Source organism: Nocardia pseudovaccinii NBRC 100343 (assembly GCF_001613225.1).
Taxonomy (GTDB): domain Bacteria; phylum Actinomycetota; class Actinomycetes; order Mycobacteriales; family Mycobacteriaceae; genus Nocardia; species Nocardia pseudovaccinii.
Genome location: NZ_BDBY01000078.1, coordinates 18,995 through 33,258 on the forward strand (window position 1 = coordinate 18,995; position 14,264 = coordinate 33,258).

Sequence of the window (14,264 nt, forward strand, 5' to 3'; positions counted from 1 at the left end):
GCTGCCGCGCTTCATCACAACGCCCGCCGAGTACTCGAAGCGGGCCCGCCCGATCGCAACCAGGCGATATGCCGACCGGACACCTCCATCGCCGTCACCATGCGAAACCCGGCCGCCGCAGCCAGCTCTTCCGCGCGATCGATCCCAACCCGCGCCCACGGAAACCATTCCCCCACTCGGTCTCTCGTCTCCAGCCGAATCGGATTCGACACCACACCCGCACCGGGACGGGCGAATTCGACCACGGCGATGCCATTGCGAGCGAGGAGTTCGCCCGCGCGGGTCAGCAAGCGGACCGGATCGCCACCGATCCCGATATTGCCATCCGCCAGGATCGCGTAGGACCAACGGCCGGAGCCGGGCAGCGGTCCGAACAGGTCGCGCCGCAATGCGGGCGCTCCACGAAATCTGGTGGTAGCCACGGCCATCGGCGATATATCGACACCCAACGCGATGACTCCGCGCTGCAGCAGTGCCGTGACCAACCGTCCCGGACCGCATCCCAGATCGAGCGTCGGTCCATCGCAACAGCAGGTCAGCGCGGCATCGGCCGGACGGTCGGCGGCGTCGAAGCCCAGCCAGCGCCGGGTGCGCAGGGGATGGCGTCGTCCGTCCGTATCGCGCACCCAGCAGTCCTCCCCAGCCAGCGCGAGATCGAAGATATCGCTCATCGAGGTGCCAGCAGGGTGTGGTGCAGCTGGTGGATCAACCGCGCGAACCGCCCGTCGGATTCGCGCGCCACCTCCAGTGCGTCGGCGAAGGTGTCGACATCGTTGTAGCGCGGCAGCGAGCGCATGCGAAGTCCACAGCTCCGCATGGCTTCCAGGGTGAGCTCGCCGGTTCGATCGGTCGACATGGGAACGTCGACGAGTGTGCGCGCCGCCTGGGGTGTCGGCAGCCCGAGTGCCCACCAGCCGCCGTCGTCGGCGAGACCGAGCAGTGCGTCACCGCGCAATACCAGCTCACGGGCGGCCCAACTCAGCACCTCCGGGCCGATCTGCGGTGTGTCCATGCCGATCTGCACAACCGGCAAACCGTACCGCGCGGCATCGGCGTGCGCGTTGGCCAAGCGTTCGCCGAAAGACGCACCACGCTGCGGAATGACCTCGAAATCGGTCAGCGCCCTTGCTACTTCATCCGCACACTCCGCATCCGCGAGCTCGCCGGTGAAGGCGACGACATGGTGCGCAACCGGACTCCGCGACATCGACTCCAAGGTGTCCAGCAGCGATGCCGCAGCGACTCGGGCGGCATCGGGGGGCGAAAGCGGCGGTGTCAGACGCGTTTTGGCGAGACCGGCAATCGGGGCCTTGGCCAGCACGAGCAGTGTCGCGGCCACGGGCGACGGTCGAAAGTAATTCATCGCAGCACCGCCAGGAAGTCGCGAGTGGCGCGCACGGTGCCGAGCCACGATCCGGATACCTTCGAAACTCCACCCGCCCGCGGCCGATACGCGATATCGCGCTCGACCACACGCCACCCCGCCCCTGCGGCGCCGATCAGCAGTTGCAGCGGATATCCGGAGCGGGTGTGCAGCGGTCCGAGGGAAAGCAGAGCGGCCCGGCGGGCCACCCGCATGGCACCGATATCGTGCACGGGTAGCCCGTATCGGCGACGCAGTCGCCCGGCGATGACTCGATTGCCGAGCCGCGCATGCCACGGCCACACACCCCGGCGCACCGGCTTACGCCGTCCGACCGCCAAATCGGCACCGGCACGCACCAGTTCGACCAGCGGCGGCAACTCCCTCGGATCCATCGATCCGTCACCGTCGAGAACGGCGATCAAATCCGTTCTGGCCGAGGCGATCCCGGCTTGCACCGCAGCCCCGTACCCGGGGCTCGCCTCGGATACGACAGCGGCGCCGCACCGGCGGGCCACCTCGGCCGTCGCATCGGTCGAGCCATTGTCCACGACCAGCGCATGGAACCCGGCCGGGATGGCCGCGAGCACACCTGGCAACGCCTCAGCTTCGTCTCGGCACGGGATGACAACGGTCACGCCGCCCGGGTTGTGGAGGGTCTCGGTCACCTGCTCGACGCTAGGCCAGCCCGGCCGGATCAAGGCCGCAAAACTGGTGACGAAACAGTGACGTCCGCATTCAGAACCGCTCGAGCACCGGTTTTCCTGGCCCTGCGGCCCTATGGTGAGGTTCGTGCATGACGTGACGGAGGCCGCGACACGGCCACGCGGCCGGATAGGTGGCGAGTATCTGGGAGCTGGCATCGCCGCCGCACTCACCCTGGCAGCATTCCTGATTCCGCGAATTGCCAGCGAACACTGGCGGAGCAAGCTCTACGCGGGCTCGGCCCCCATCTTCGGCGACTGGTTGCCCCATGTCGGCTGGGGTTCGGTACCGGCCATCGCGATCGCGATTCTGGTCATCGGTTTCGGTTCCGCGATAGCCGAGTCGCTGCCCTGGCGACGCCTGCTCGCGGTATCTTGGCTGACCGCTCTGGCCTGGGCCTTCGCCTTGGCCATGATCGACGGCTGGCAGCGCGGATTCACCGGACGACTCGCCGACGGTCACGAATATCTGTACGAGGTCCCCGGCGTCCGCGATATCCCCGCCATGCTGCGCGGATTCTCCGGCCGCATCCTGGATTTCCAACCGGACTCCTGGACGACCCATGTGTCCGGGCATCCGCCCGGCGCGCTGTTGTTCTTCGTCCTGCTCGATCGCATCGGCCTGCGCGGCAGCGGTTGGGCGGGACTGGCGTGTGTGCTGATCGGGACCAGTGCGATCGTCGCGGTCGCGGTCACGCTGCGCGCGCTCGGCGCCGAGGATCGAGCCCGAAAGGCATTGCCGTTCTTGACGATAGCGCCCGCCGCGATATGGATCGCGGTTTCGGCGGACGCCATGTTCGCGGGTGTCACGGCATGGGCGGTGGCGCTGCTGGCGATCGGGATCCGGCGGCCATGGGTCGCGGTCGCTTCCGGTGTGCTTTTCGGGCTCGGCATCTACCTCAGCTACGGCCTCGTGGTCATGGCGCTACCCGCCGTCGTGGTCCTGGTCGCGGGCCGAACCGTCCGGCCGCTGCTACCTGCCGTATTCGGTGCGCTGATCGTCGTGGTTGCCTGCACGCTGGCCGGTTTCTGGTGGCTGGACGGCTATCACCTGGTGGTCGAGCGGTACTACCAGGGCATCGCCTCCGAACGTCCGTACGCGTACTGGGTCTGGGCGAATCTCGCCGCCACCGTCTGTGCGGTCGGCCTGGCCACCGCCGCCGGTTTGCCACGCGCGCTGCGCAGACCATTCGATGCGACCGGGCTCTTGGTAGCTGCGGGCTTGTGCGCGATATTGGTGGCAGACCTCAGTGGCCTGAGCAAGGCGGAGACCGAGCGCATCTGGCTGCCGTTCGACGTCTGGCTGCTCGCCGCGACCGCGTTTCTGCCGCGGTCCGCCGCCCGAGTCTGGCTATTCCTGCAAGCGCTCGGCACGCTCGTACTCGCCCACACGATCCTGACGAATTGGTAATCCATGAGCATTCTGATCGCCGACGACGACCCACTGGTCCGTGATGTGGTGCGGCGCTATCTCGAACGCGACGGACTGACCGTCGTGGAGACCTCGGACGGCGTCTCGACGATGGCACAACTCACCGAACCCACCGGCGACCCGGTCGAACTGGCCGTCCTCGACGTGATGATGCCCGCCCCCGACGGCATCGAGATCTGCCGCGCGGTGCGTTCCGGACCACGCCCGGACACCCCGATCATCCTGCTCACCGCACTCGGCGACGAGGACGATCGCGTGCTCGGCCTGGAGGCGGGTGCCGACGACTACGTCACCAAACCGTTCAGCGCCCGCGAACTCGCATTGCGGGTCGCCTCGGTGCTGCGGCGGTCGCAGGCGACACGGCAGCCGAGCACGGAGGTACTGCGCGACGGCGCGATCGAGGTGCGACCGGATTCGCAATCGGCGCTGGTGGACGGCGGGCCGGTCGACCTGACCGCGCGCGAATACGATCTGCTCGTCTTCCTGCTGCGTCACCCGCACCAGGTGTTCAGCCGGGAGGAACTGCTGGCCAAGGTGTGGGGCTGGGACTTCGGCGACCTGTCCACGGTCACCGTGCACATCAAACGGCTGCGGGCGAAACTCGGTGACCGGCACCGGATCGAGACGGTATGGGGCCGCGGCTACATCTGGGGCCGGAATGGAGAATCCAGTGCCTGAGAACACACTGCAATTGATCGGCTACGTGCTGGCCTGTTCGCTTCCGATCGTCGCCATCGGCGCGGCGATCCTGCGCGCCACCAGCAATCGCTCCATGACCGCGAGCATGGCCGTGCTTGTGCTGATCCCGACGCTGTCCACGCTCGCGGGCATTATCGGGGTCAGCGGGTTGATGTTCACCGATGAACTCGAGCGCACGGCGGTCGTGCTCGCGGTCGTCGCGGCGGTCACCGTGCCCGCCGCCCTGCTGCTCGGGCGAGAACAGGCTCGAAAGACCGTCTGGGAGAAGCAGATCCGCGAGCAGGAGCGGATGGCGGAGCGCTCGCGCCGCGAACTCGTCGCCTGGGTGAGCCACGACCTGCGGACCCCGCTGGCCGGTATCCGTGCGATGGCCGAGGGACTTTCCGACGGCGTGGTCACCGGCACCGACGATGTGGCGCGTTACGCGGAACAGATTGTGCGCGAGACCGATCGGCTGTCGGTGATGGTCGATGACCTGTTCGAAATGTCGAAGATCAATGCGGGTGCGTTGCGTTTGGAATTGGAGCCGGTCGATCTGCGCGAGTTGATCGATGAGGTATTGGCCGCCAACCGACCGAATGCCGAACGCGCCGAAGTCCTGCTGCGCGCGGAACAGCCGGACTCCGAAATCGTTGTCGCGGCGAGCGATCGAGCCCTCGGCCGCGTGCTCACCAACCTGGTCTCCAATGCGATCGCGCACACCCCACCAGGCGGCGAGGTAGCGATCTCCGCGGGTACCTCCAACGGCGAGGCTTGGGCGCGCGTCGACGACACCGGTCCTGGCATCTCCGAGGCCGATCTGCCACGAATCTTCGAGGTCGCCTACCGCGGCACCGCCGCGCGCTCCCCCGTCGCCTCCGACGGCGTGTCCTCCGGCAGCGGTATGGGTCTCGCGATCGCCGCGGGTCTGGTCGAAGCCCACCACGGCGATATCAGCGCCGAGAATCGAGAGCAGGGCTGCCGCTTCGAAGTTCGGCTACCGCTCAACGGAAACTGAACTACGCGACCGGTGCACCCGCCCCGGCAACCGCCCGCAGCGGTGCGAAGGCGAATTCGGCAAGACCGTCGTGCGGATCCACCCGTGCGGTGAATCCCAGAACGCGTTGCGCCTGTTCGGGGCTCGCGACGATATGCCGCACGTCGCCGGGGCGATAGCGTCCGGTGATCACCGGTTCGGGACCACCGCGCGCCGCGGCCAACGTGGTGGCTACCGCGCCGATGGTGATCGGACGTCCCGAGGCGATATTGAGCGGCACGAAACCGGTATGCGCGTATTCGACCGCCGCGAGATTCGCCGCAGCGATATCACTGACATGCACGAAATCCCGTGCCTGCTCACCGTCTTCGAAAACCTGTGGCGGCTCACCTGCCTCCAGCGCGGATCGGAAGATCGCGGCGACTCCGGAATATGGTGTGTCCCTTGGCATATCGGGGCCATAGACATTGTGGTAGCGCAATGCGGTGACCGCGGATTCGGTGACCGCGGCCCACGCGGACGCGTAATGCTCCTGCGCCACTTTCGCCGCCGCATAAAGACTCCGCGGCCGCAACGGCGCATTCTCCGGCACCGCCTCCCAACTCAAAACCTCATCCGAATCCGGATCCCGATGCTCGAACATCCCGCGCTCGAGATCCCCGCGCCTGCGCACCCCGACCTCAACGGTCCGAGCCCCGCGATATCGCCCCTCCCCATAAACCACCATCGATGAGGCCAGCACCAACCGGCGACACCCGGCCCGGTCCATCGCCGCCAGCAAAACCGCGGTCCCCAAGTCGTTATGACTCGCATAAGCGGGCGCATCCTGCGCACTCACACCCGCACCCACCACCGCGGCCTGATGACAAACCACATCGATCCCCCGCAACACCGAATCCAGCGCGTCCGCATCCCGCACGTCGACCAACCGGACGTCCTCCGGAACAACCGCACCGACTCCGTGCGCCGCGGGCAGCATCGCATCAATCGCCACCACCTCATGCCCCGCACCCACCAACTCCCGATGTACACGCGTCCCGATAAAGCCCGCCGCCCCGGTCAGCAATACCCGCATTTCACCACCACCCCGAGTCCTTGTGCCCAACCCGCCCGCAACCCATTCCATCGTTTACCGAGGTCATGCCCTGATTCTGCAGCCAAGCCCACGAAATTCGCCGCAACCCGGCCACACCGTCAGACTTTCGTCACGATCCAAGGCGGCCGCCCGACTGACCGTCGATGCGAACCGACGGATCGTGCCGCAGCTACCGGATCCCGCGATCGCCGCAGCGGCGGCCTGCGGTGCGCAAGTCGTGACTCGATATGGGCCAGTTTGTTTATGCGGCCCGTCGAAACTCGCGGCAGCCCCATCTCGAGCACGCAGCAACGCTCAGCTAGTGCCGCGTCCAGCTAGCTCCTGAGGTAGTCGAGATCCGTCGAGCGCAGTGGTATGGCGGTGCCGCGGGGCGTGTCGTGCAGCGTTTCGACTGCGCTCGGCGAGCGAGCCGGACCTGATGGCGCGGCAACCTATCTGGACAGGCACTAGAAGGCCGACTCCGCCGCTTCCCGAGAACACCTCCGCAAGCAGCAGAACTCAAGCGCCCCGGGAAAGGTAGCGGACGGGCGGCGGGGTTCGGTAACCGAAGGCTTTGATGAAGCGTGCGCCGATTTGGGCTTCGTCGGCTTCGAGCGCCTCGGCGCCCACGGTATTCATTACGCGGTTGATGACGTTGAAAAGGGTTGCCACCCAGACGGCTTCGTCGAACGCATCGGCGGTGACGCCAGCCGCACGGACTTTGTCGGCGTCGCCCGGGGTGAGGCCGTCGGGATCGCGGACCATTTTGCCGACGAATTCGAGCATGGCGCGAGCTTCGGGGCGCAGGGGCGAGTTGTCGCCGTCGGCCAGGGCTTCGTCGACCAGGTCCGAGGCTATATAAGCGCCCGCGATACCCCGGTGGGCGGAGTCGCAGAAAGGGCATTCATTGGACTGGGAGGTCCTGGTTGCGAAGATTTCGCGTTCGGCGACGGTCCAGAAGGATTCACCGCGCATGACGTCCTGGATGAGGTCGGAAAGCGGGGTGCCGAAATAGCGGTGCCGGTAGCAGATGACCTTCATGACCGCGGGAACCTCGGTGCGACCCAACCGCTGCATGGTCGCGAACATGATTCGGGCCGGAAGTTCTTGACCGGATTCGACTGCGTCGAGCCACATTTTCAGCGCCCCTCCCAGGAGCGGCGGGCGGCGCGCAGCCGTCGGTCGGCGGCGCCGTAGGCCGCGACCACGGCCGCCTCGAAGATCTCGTCGTCACTGCGTCCCGCCTCGACCAGCGTCGTGATGTTCTGCTCGGTGAGCCGATACGAACGTTCGGCGACCAGCTCGGCGAAATCGGCGAGATCATCGGGGACCCCGGCCGCACCTTCTGCACCCGAGGACCGCGCCCGAATCGACCGCCGCACCTCGACCGGCAGCCGTCCCGTCGCACCTTCGAGATGCGCGCCGAATTCTTCCCATTTCGAGCCCATGGAACGCCGTGCCATGGCCCCATTCTTGCCCATCGACCGCACTGCCGCTGCCGAACGAAGATCAGATTTCACCTTCCCCGCCGAAGTCCCGCCGCACGAAATTCGGGCGCAGATCCGGCTCGGGTTCGTCGTAGTAGCGGTGGAAGGTCGGGGTCACGCCCGACGAAATCGGCGGATTGACCCAGCTCCAGTCGGTCGGGCATTTGCGGCCCGCGGCCTGCTCCCGATCGACGTGGTCGCAGAACTGCTTGGCGACCGTGTGATGGTCGACGATATACACCCCGGCCTTCCGAAAGCTGTACAGCACAGCACGATTCAATTCGACCAGGGCCTGGTCGCGCCACAGTGAACGCTCGTATCTGGTATCCAGGCACATCATTTCGGCAATGAGCGGCAACATGTTGTACCGGGTGGTGTCACTGAGATTGCGTGCGCCGATTTCGGCGCCCATATACCAACCGTTGAACGGTGCGAACGGGTAGGTGATGCCGCCGATCTCCAGATTCATATTCGAAACCGCAGGCAGCGCATGCCATTTCAGACCCAGTCCCGCGAACCAATCGAATTCGGGATGTTCGAGTTCGACCTCGCGGGCCAGTTCGGGCGGGATGTCGAACCAGCGGATCGGCTCGTCCGGAGTGCTGATGAGCACCGGCAGGATGTCGAAGGGCGTGCCCGCGCCGCGCCAGCCGAGCTTCATGGCGAATTCGGTGATCGCGATATTGGCCGGATCGCCGGTGACGGTGCCGTCACCGTTGCGATAACCGGCGTAGCGGATGAGTTGTGGGCTGACGATGCGGAATTCGCGGCCGTCGGCCTGGCGCGGTGGTCCGACGGTGATCATTGATTGGATGGCGCCGCCGTTGGTCGCCATATGCAGGTGCTGCCAGCACACCTCGGCCAGATCGCGGGCCGAGCGCACCCGCCGCGCGTCGAGCAATTTCAGTGATCGCCAGTGTTTTCGCCCCACGCAGCGAGCGTGGTTGCGCCACGCGAGCTTGGCGCCGATCAGGATCTCCTCGGCGGTCTGCACGTAGCTGCCGGTTTGTTGGAGTTGCTCCAAAGCGGTTCGGCGGCGATTCGTGGATAGATGCGCGAGTTCGGGCAATCGGAAGAACTCATCGCACTCCCGCATTCGCCTTTTCAGATCGAGGCCGAAAGGTTTTGTGTCAGCGGAGCTTTCGAGCGACAGGACGGGCAACGCTTGATTCACGGTTTTCTCCGGTCGGGCATCAGGTACTGCGGCTAAACAGACAGGCATTGATCGAGCAGAGAATTTCGCGCGCGGAGCGCAGCTGACACCGGGCTACGCCGGAGGTCCGCGCGGTAGCCTCCGCGTTGCGGGGAACCGAGATACGGCAGACGGTTTCGGAAGCGGAGCCGCACAGGCTGTCGGGTTGCCGATCGCGCGCGCAACATCATGACCTGGTTGCTGCCGTTTGCTGTCCACGATCATGCTCGTCCCAATCGACGCCTGAAAACGCCCGCACAGCAGCCTAAGACCGGTGTGCTGGCCGTGTGCCCGAATTCGACGTAATGCCTGTTCGGAATCTGCCGGACACTGGCAACTGTTTGCCGATCGACCTCAACCCGACCGACCTGTATGTTGCGCTCGCAGTATCGTTATACGAACGGTTCATCCAGCAGTGAGGATTGGCTCGTGCGCAGCGTTGTCGGTATGGCGGTGACCGTGCTGGCGCTGCATGTCATCGGCTGGGGGACTCTGCTGCTATTCGTGGCGCCGGGACATCACATGGTGCAGGGCGCGGTCTTCGGAGTCGGCCTCGGCGTCACCGCATACACCCTCGGCATGCGGCACGCCTTCGACGCCGACCACATTGCCGCGATCGACAACACCACCCGGAAGTTGGTGGCGGAGAACGGCAAGCACAGGGTGCAGACGGTCGGTTTCTGGTTCGCCCTCGGCCATTCCAGCGTGGTGTTCATCCTGGTCGCGCTGCTGGCGTTCGGGGTGCGGGCACTGGCGGCGAATCTGGAGAACCAGGATTCGGGCCTGCAACGGTGGACCGGGCTGTGGGGCACCAGCATTTCGGGCGCCTTCCTGATCGTCATCGGCCTGCTGAATCTGGCTTCGCTACTCGGCATTTGGCGCGTCTTCCGACGGATGCGGCAGGGCGAGTTCGACGAGGCGCAGCTCGAGCGCGAGTTGGACAGCCGGGGCCTGTTGAACCGGGTGCTCGCGCCGGTGGTGCGGCTGGTCGAGAAGCCGTGGCAGATGTTTCCGGTCGGGCTGTTGTTCGGACTCGGCTTCGACACGGTGACCGAGGTCGGTCTGCTGGTGATCGCGGGCGGCGCGGCCGCGACGGGGCTGCCTTGGTATTCGATTCTCGTACTGCCCGTGCTGTTTTCGGCGGGTATGGCGCTGTTCGATTCGCTCGACGGCTCATTCATGAGCTACGCCTACGACTGGGCCTTCGCCGAACCGGTCCGCAAGATCTACTACAACCTGGTGATCACCGGACTGTCGGTGGCGGTCGCACTGATGATCGGTGGGCAGGAGATCGTGTCGATCTTCGCCGAACGGCTCGAAGTCGAATCCGGAATCGTCGCGTGGATCGGGAATCTGGATCTGGGTGATCTCGGCTACATCGTGGCGGGTCTGTTCGTGGCGACCTGGGTGGTCGCGGCGGCGATATGGCGCTTCGCCGGAGTGGAACGCCGCTGGCAGGGTGACCTTGCCGCGAAGTAACCAGTTCGAGTGCCTCATCTCACATACCAACCGGCATGTTTATCGCTGGCGCGCCTACTTTCGCATTTCTGGCAGGATGGGCGCCATGCTGTCTCGGCGCGAGGTGCGGCGTTGGGTCTCCAGCGCCATAGTCGGCGTCGCACTGATTGCCGGTGCGGCGGTGTTCGGTCCACCCCCGGTGCTGGCAGCGCCGGGCGACCAGCCCCGCCCGAATACCGGCTCAGCGGATGGTCCCTCCCCTGCGGAGCCGACCGTCCCCGGTGTCGAGCAGGCTTCGATCGATCGGATCGTGCCCATCAACGACCGGTGGCTGCGAGTGTGGGTGAATTCACCCGCGATGAGTCGCGCCGTCGAGGTGCAGGTGCTGCTGCCGCGCGAGCAGAACCATCCGCGGCCGACCGTCTACATGCTCGACGGGCGCAGTGCCGAGGCGGAGAGCAACAACTGGACCGAACTCGGGCACGCGGACAAATTCTTCGAAGACAAAGACGTGAACGTGGTGCTGACGGTCGGCGGACCGGCCAGCTTCTACACCGACTGGCAGCGCTCCGATCCGGTGCTCGGCACCAATATGTGGGAAACCTTCCTGACGAAGGAACTGCCGCCGCTGATCGATGCGAAGTTCAACGGCAACGGACGCAATGCCGTCATGGGCGTGTCCATGGGCGCCGAGGCCGCGATGATGCTGGCCTTCCGCCAGCCGAAGCTGTACACGGCGGTGGCCGCGCACAGCGGATGCTTCTCCATGGGCACCGATCTCGGACAGGCGCAGGCCCGTGCGGTGGTCGCGACCTACCGCGGCGGACCGGACAACATGTTCGGCGATCAGCACGATTCCGCCTGGCTCGACCACGACGTTCTGCTGCACGCGGAAGCGTTGCGCGGCAAGGCGATCTACCTGTCGGTCGGCAGCGGACTGCCCGGCAAATACGACACCCCGAACAACCCGGATCTGGTCAGCACCATCGGATTCGGCGGTCCGCTGGAGGCCGCGACCAATATGTGCACACGCAGGCTGGCCGATCGGCTCACCGCGCTCGGGATTCCGGTCACCGCGAACTTCCGGGCGACCGGCACGCATTCGTGGCCGTACTGGGCCGACGAGTTGGGCCTGTCGTGGCCCACGATCTCCCGGGCGTTGGGCGTTTAGCCGATTCCGAAGCGCGCCAACACATCCGGATCGGTCGCGAACCGCAGGAACTGCTCGTTCTCGTGCGGATCACCGGTGGTCACCCGCACACCGTCGGTGCCGTACGGCCGCAGCAGCACCCCCGCCTCCGCGCTCACCTCACCGTATTCGGCGCTCCGCTCGCCCAGCGGCAGCCACAGGAAGTTCGACTCGCTCGGCGGCACCTGGTAGCCCGCGGCCAGCAGTGCGTCGCGCACCCGATCGCGTTCGACGACGAGATTGCCGGTGCGGTCGAGTAGCTCGTGCCGCGCCTCCAGCGACGCGATCGCGGCCGCCTGCGCGACCCGGTTCACACTGAACGGGATGTGCACCTTCAGCAGCGCGGTGATCACCGCCGGATCGCCGACCGCATAACCCGCGCGCAGCCCCGCCAGACCGTACGCCTTGGAGAAGGTCCGCAGCACAACGACATTGGGCCGATTGCGGCCCAACTCGACACCGTTCGGACGCTGCTCGGGGGTGAGCCGCATGTATTCGAAATAGGCCTCGTCGAGCACGATCAGCACGTGCTCGGGGATCGCGTCCAGGAAGCGGACCAACTCGGCCTCACCGACCGCGGTACCGGTCGGGTTGTTCGGATTGCAGACGAAGATCAGCTTGGTGCGCTCGGTCACCGCGGCGGCCATCGCATCCAGATCGTGCACATGCTCTCGCGTGAGCGGCACCTGCACGGCGGTCGCATTGCCGACCTGGGTGACGATCGGATACGCCTCGAAGGATCGCCAGGCGAACAGCACCTCGTCGGTCGGTGCGTCGCAGGTGATCTGCACCAGCTCCTGGCACAGCGCGACGCTGCCGCAGCCGACCGCGACGTTCGCCGAGGAGACGCCGAGGAAGTCCGCAATGGCCGCGCGCAGCTCGGTGACCTGATTATCCGGGTAGCGGTTCGCCAATTCCGCGGCCTCGGCGATGGCCTTCGCGGCGGAGGGAAGCGGACCGAAGGTGGTCTCGTTGCTGGCGAGCTTGACCGCGCCCGGATGATTGCGGCCGGGGACGTACGCCGGGATCGAATCGAGGTCCGGCCGGATGTGCGCTGTCACCGTTCAACCATATGCCGGGTCCAGGAAAATCTGGGCGCCAGGGCCGCTCACATGCAATTTCTCGCGAAGATCAGCAGATCCACCTACCCTTGTTTCATGTCGGGCATTTACGACGATATTGCGCCGCTACGTAGTCGCGACGACATCATTTCCGGTTCGGACCCACAACCATCGACCGACGATCGGATTCGGACCGCCAGCGCCCAAGTGCCCATCACCGTGGCCGAGCCGGAGGGCAATGCGCGCGGCGGCATCGTGGTGCTGCACGAGGCCCGGGAGTTCACCGGGACATTGCTGGAACTCATGAAAGCCCTGGCGACCGAGGGCTGGACGGTGGTAGCGCCCAATCTGTTCCATCGCATAGACGGCGAGCCCGCGCAGGAGGTTTTCGGCGACGAGCTCTTCGACGATTTCGACGCCTGCTTCGACTGGCTCACCCGCCGCGGCGTCTTCCCGGACTGCATCGGCGTGCTCGGCTTCGACCACGCGGGCACCGCGGCCTTCCTGGTGGCGACCAATCGCCCCGTCGGCGCCGCGGTCAGTGTCGCCGCATCCGGCATCATCGAACCGCTCACCGACGAGGCCGATGCCCTCATCCGCGCGGCCCCCGATCTGCAGGCGCCTTGGCTCGGACTCTTCGGCGCCGACGACCCGGACACCCCACCCACCCAGGTGGACCAACTCCGGGACGCCACCGCCCGCGCCGCGGTCGCCAGCCTCGTGGTGACCTATCCGGGGCTGCACCACCGAGCCGACCGACCCGGCGGTGAGGAAGACTTCGATCTCATCGATTCCCAGACCCGGATTTTCGACTGGTTCGACAGCAATCTTCGGTGATTACCTGGCGTTTTGCGATCTGGACGTCGGCTACTGTAACCTTCCTGTTCGGCGGTTCGAAAGGACCGGTGCCCTCGAAGAGAAGGCTCCAGGAGGCGTGCCAGAGCGGCCGAATGGGACTCACTGCTAATGAGTTGTCCCTTCACGGGGACCGGAGGTTCAAATCCTCTCGCCTCCGCCACACCCCGGTTCGCCGGGGCTTTACAACTGAACACAGGCATGCGCCCGTAGCTCAACGGATAGAGCATCTGACTACGGATCAGAAGGTTAGGGGTTCGAATCCCTTCGGGCGCACAACATCAGAAGGCCCCTCGTTCGGATCGTTCGGACGGGGGGTTTCTTCGTGTAATCCGAGGACCCAAGTCGCCGGGACGCTCGTGAGAAGTTCCATCCGCTTGGCGATCGAAACCGGGTCGCGCGGCTTGGATCGGCCCGCCTCCCATCCGGCGTAAGAGCCCGCAGTGACGTCGAGCGCCTCGGCGAACGCCTTTTGATCCATGCCCGCGATCGTGCGGACCTTCCTGATTCTGTCTGCGAAATCCCATTCAGGGATCAACTTCGCACCGTCTACGCGGTTCGCGGTGACTGCCATAGGCAAAGTATCGCATCCCTACGCAAACCCAGGCAATCAGGGATTCGTAATCATTTTGGGATACAGACCAGTTGACTTGATAACTCCCAGTATGCTGCACTCGTCCCTATGCAAACCCAGCATACTGGTTTTACCCATGAAGACTTGGACCTGCTAACTACTGGTGCCGCCGCCGCTGTTCTCGGCGTCTCGGTCGACA

The 14,264-nt window shown here is 65.7% G+C and carries 15 protein-coding genes and 2 tRNA genes; 8 read left to right on the forward strand and 9 right to left on the reverse strand.

Annotated elements, in window-relative coordinates:
- Positions 1 to 14: 14 nt before the first annotated feature.
- The 3 genes from NP3_RS08955 to NP3_RS08965 are packed head-to-tail and all read right to left on the reverse strand — an operon-like array spanning position 15 to position 2,031.
- Positions 15 to 671: a methyltransferase domain-containing protein gene (locus NP3_RS08955; protein WP_063039611.1), complete on the reverse strand. Its 657-nt coding sequence runs from the start codon at positions 669 to 671 to the stop codon at positions 15 to 17.
- Entirely contained in the window at positions 668 to 1,363 is a 696-nt protein-coding gene (locus NP3_RS08960; protein WP_063039613.1) for a TIGR04282 family arsenosugar biosynthesis glycosyltransferase, read from the reverse strand. The genes NP3_RS08955 and NP3_RS08960 overlap by 4 nt, the downstream gene beginning before the upstream one ends.
- Positions 1,360 to 2,031 (reverse strand): glycosyltransferase family 2 protein, encoded by a 672-nt coding sequence (locus NP3_RS08965; RefSeq protein ID WP_063039615.1) that lies wholly within the window; start codon positions 2,029 to 2,031, stop codon positions 1,360 to 1,362. Before NP3_RS08965 ends, NP3_RS08960 begins: the two co-directional genes overlap by 4 nt.
- A 124-nt stretch (positions 2,032 to 2,155) precedes the next feature.
- On the opposite strand from NP3_RS08965, the gene NP3_RS08970 reads away from it, so the two are divergent.
- Genes NP3_RS08970 through NP3_RS08980 form a run of 3 tightly spaced genes read left to right on the forward strand, consistent with a single transcriptional unit; the run spans position 2,156 to position 5,195 of the window.
- Positions 2,156 to 3,478 (forward strand): hypothetical protein, encoded by a 1,323-nt coding sequence (locus NP3_RS08970; RefSeq protein ID WP_373864735.1) that lies wholly within the window; start codon positions 2,156 to 2,158, stop codon positions 3,476 to 3,478.
- A gap of 3 nt (positions 3,479 to 3,481) precedes the next feature.
- Positions 3,482 to 4,177 carry a response regulator transcription factor gene (locus tag NP3_RS08975; RefSeq protein WP_063039617.1) on the forward strand — a complete coding sequence of 232 codons (696 nt, stop codon included), beginning with the start codon at positions 3,482 to 3,484 and terminating at the stop codon, positions 4,175 to 4,177.
- Positions 4,170 to 5,195 carry a sensor histidine kinase gene (locus NP3_RS08980; protein ID WP_245720862.1) on the forward strand — a complete coding sequence of 342 codons (1,026 nt, stop codon included), beginning with the start codon at positions 4,170 to 4,172 and terminating at the stop codon, positions 5,193 to 5,195. Before NP3_RS08975 ends, NP3_RS08980 begins: the two co-directional genes overlap by 8 nt.
- 1 nt (position 5,196) lies before the next feature.
- Here the strand turns inward: NP3_RS08980 and NP3_RS08985 are convergent, their stop codons facing one another.
- From NP3_RS08985 to NP3_RS09000, 4 genes are all read right to left on the reverse strand, one after another.
- Positions 5,197 to 6,249, reverse strand: a complete 1,053-nt coding sequence (locus NP3_RS08985; RefSeq protein WP_063039622.1) for an NAD-dependent epimerase/dehydratase family protein — start codon at positions 6,247 to 6,249, stop codon at positions 5,197 to 5,199.
- Between the two features lie 519 nt (positions 6,250 to 6,768).
- A complete protein-coding gene (locus tag NP3_RS08990) occupies positions 6,769 to 7,386 on the reverse strand; it encodes a carboxymuconolactone decarboxylase family protein (RefSeq protein ID WP_063039624.1) in 618 nt (205 codons plus the stop codon).
- 2 nt (positions 7,387 to 7,388) lie between these two features.
- A complete protein-coding gene (locus tag NP3_RS08995) occupies positions 7,389 to 7,712 on the reverse strand; it encodes a hypothetical protein (RefSeq protein ID WP_157124197.1) in 324 nt (107 codons plus the stop codon).
- Positions 7,713 to 7,758: 46 nt separating this feature from the next.
- On the reverse strand, positions 7,759 to 8,832 hold the full coding sequence (locus tag NP3_RS09000) for a nitric oxide synthase oxygenase (protein ID WP_063039628.1): 1,074 nt from the start codon (positions 8,830 to 8,832) through the stop codon (positions 7,759 to 7,761).
- 468 nt (positions 8,833 to 9,300) lie between these two features.
- Here NP3_RS09000 and nicT point away from each other — a divergent pair, with 468 nt between their 5' ends.
- Both nicT and NP3_RS09010 read left to right on the forward strand, forming a co-directional pair.
- Positions 9,301 to 10,407, forward strand: coding sequence for a Nickel transporter NicT (gene nicT, locus NP3_RS09005; RefSeq protein WP_218024829.1), 1,107 nt, complete (start codon positions 9,301 to 9,303; stop codon positions 10,405 to 10,407).
- Between the two features lie 85 nt (positions 10,408 to 10,492).
- The gene (locus NP3_RS09010) at positions 10,493 to 11,557 is read left to right on the forward strand and encodes an alpha/beta hydrolase (protein WP_063039648.1); all 1,065 of its coding nucleotides are present in this window, start codon (positions 10,493 to 10,495) and stop codon (positions 11,555 to 11,557) included.
- Here the strand turns inward: NP3_RS09010 and hisC are convergent.
- Positions 11,554 to 12,636, reverse strand: a complete 1,083-nt coding sequence (gene hisC, locus NP3_RS09015) for a histidinol-phosphate transaminase (RefSeq protein WP_063039632.1) — start codon at positions 12,634 to 12,636, stop codon at positions 11,554 to 11,556. The two genes, NP3_RS09010 and hisC, sit on opposite strands and share 4 nt — an antisense overlap.
- A gap of 96 nt (positions 12,637 to 12,732) precedes the next feature.
- Here hisC and NP3_RS09020 point away from each other — a divergent pair, with 96 nt between their 5' ends.
- From NP3_RS09020 to NP3_RS09030, 3 genes are all read left to right on the forward strand, one after another.
- Positions 12,733 to 13,473, forward strand: coding sequence for a dienelactone hydrolase family protein (locus tag NP3_RS09020; protein ID WP_063039650.1), 741 nt, complete (start codon positions 12,733 to 12,735; stop codon positions 13,471 to 13,473).
- Positions 13,474 to 13,564: 91 nt separating this feature from the next.
- Positions 13,565 to 13,654: transfer RNA gene (locus NP3_RS09025), tRNA-Ser, on the forward strand.
- Between the two features lie 40 nt (positions 13,655 to 13,694).
- Positions 13,695 to 13,767 (forward strand) — tRNA-Arg (locus NP3_RS09030).
- On the opposite strand, the gene NP3_RS46565 is transcribed toward NP3_RS09030, so the two are convergent.
- A complete protein-coding gene (locus NP3_RS46565) occupies positions 13,733 to 14,065 on the reverse strand; it encodes a helix-turn-helix domain-containing protein (protein WP_084508364.1) in 333 nt (110 codons plus the stop codon). The genes NP3_RS09030 and NP3_RS46565 overlap by 35 nt on opposite strands.
- Positions 14,066 to 14,264 lie beyond the last annotated feature (199 nt).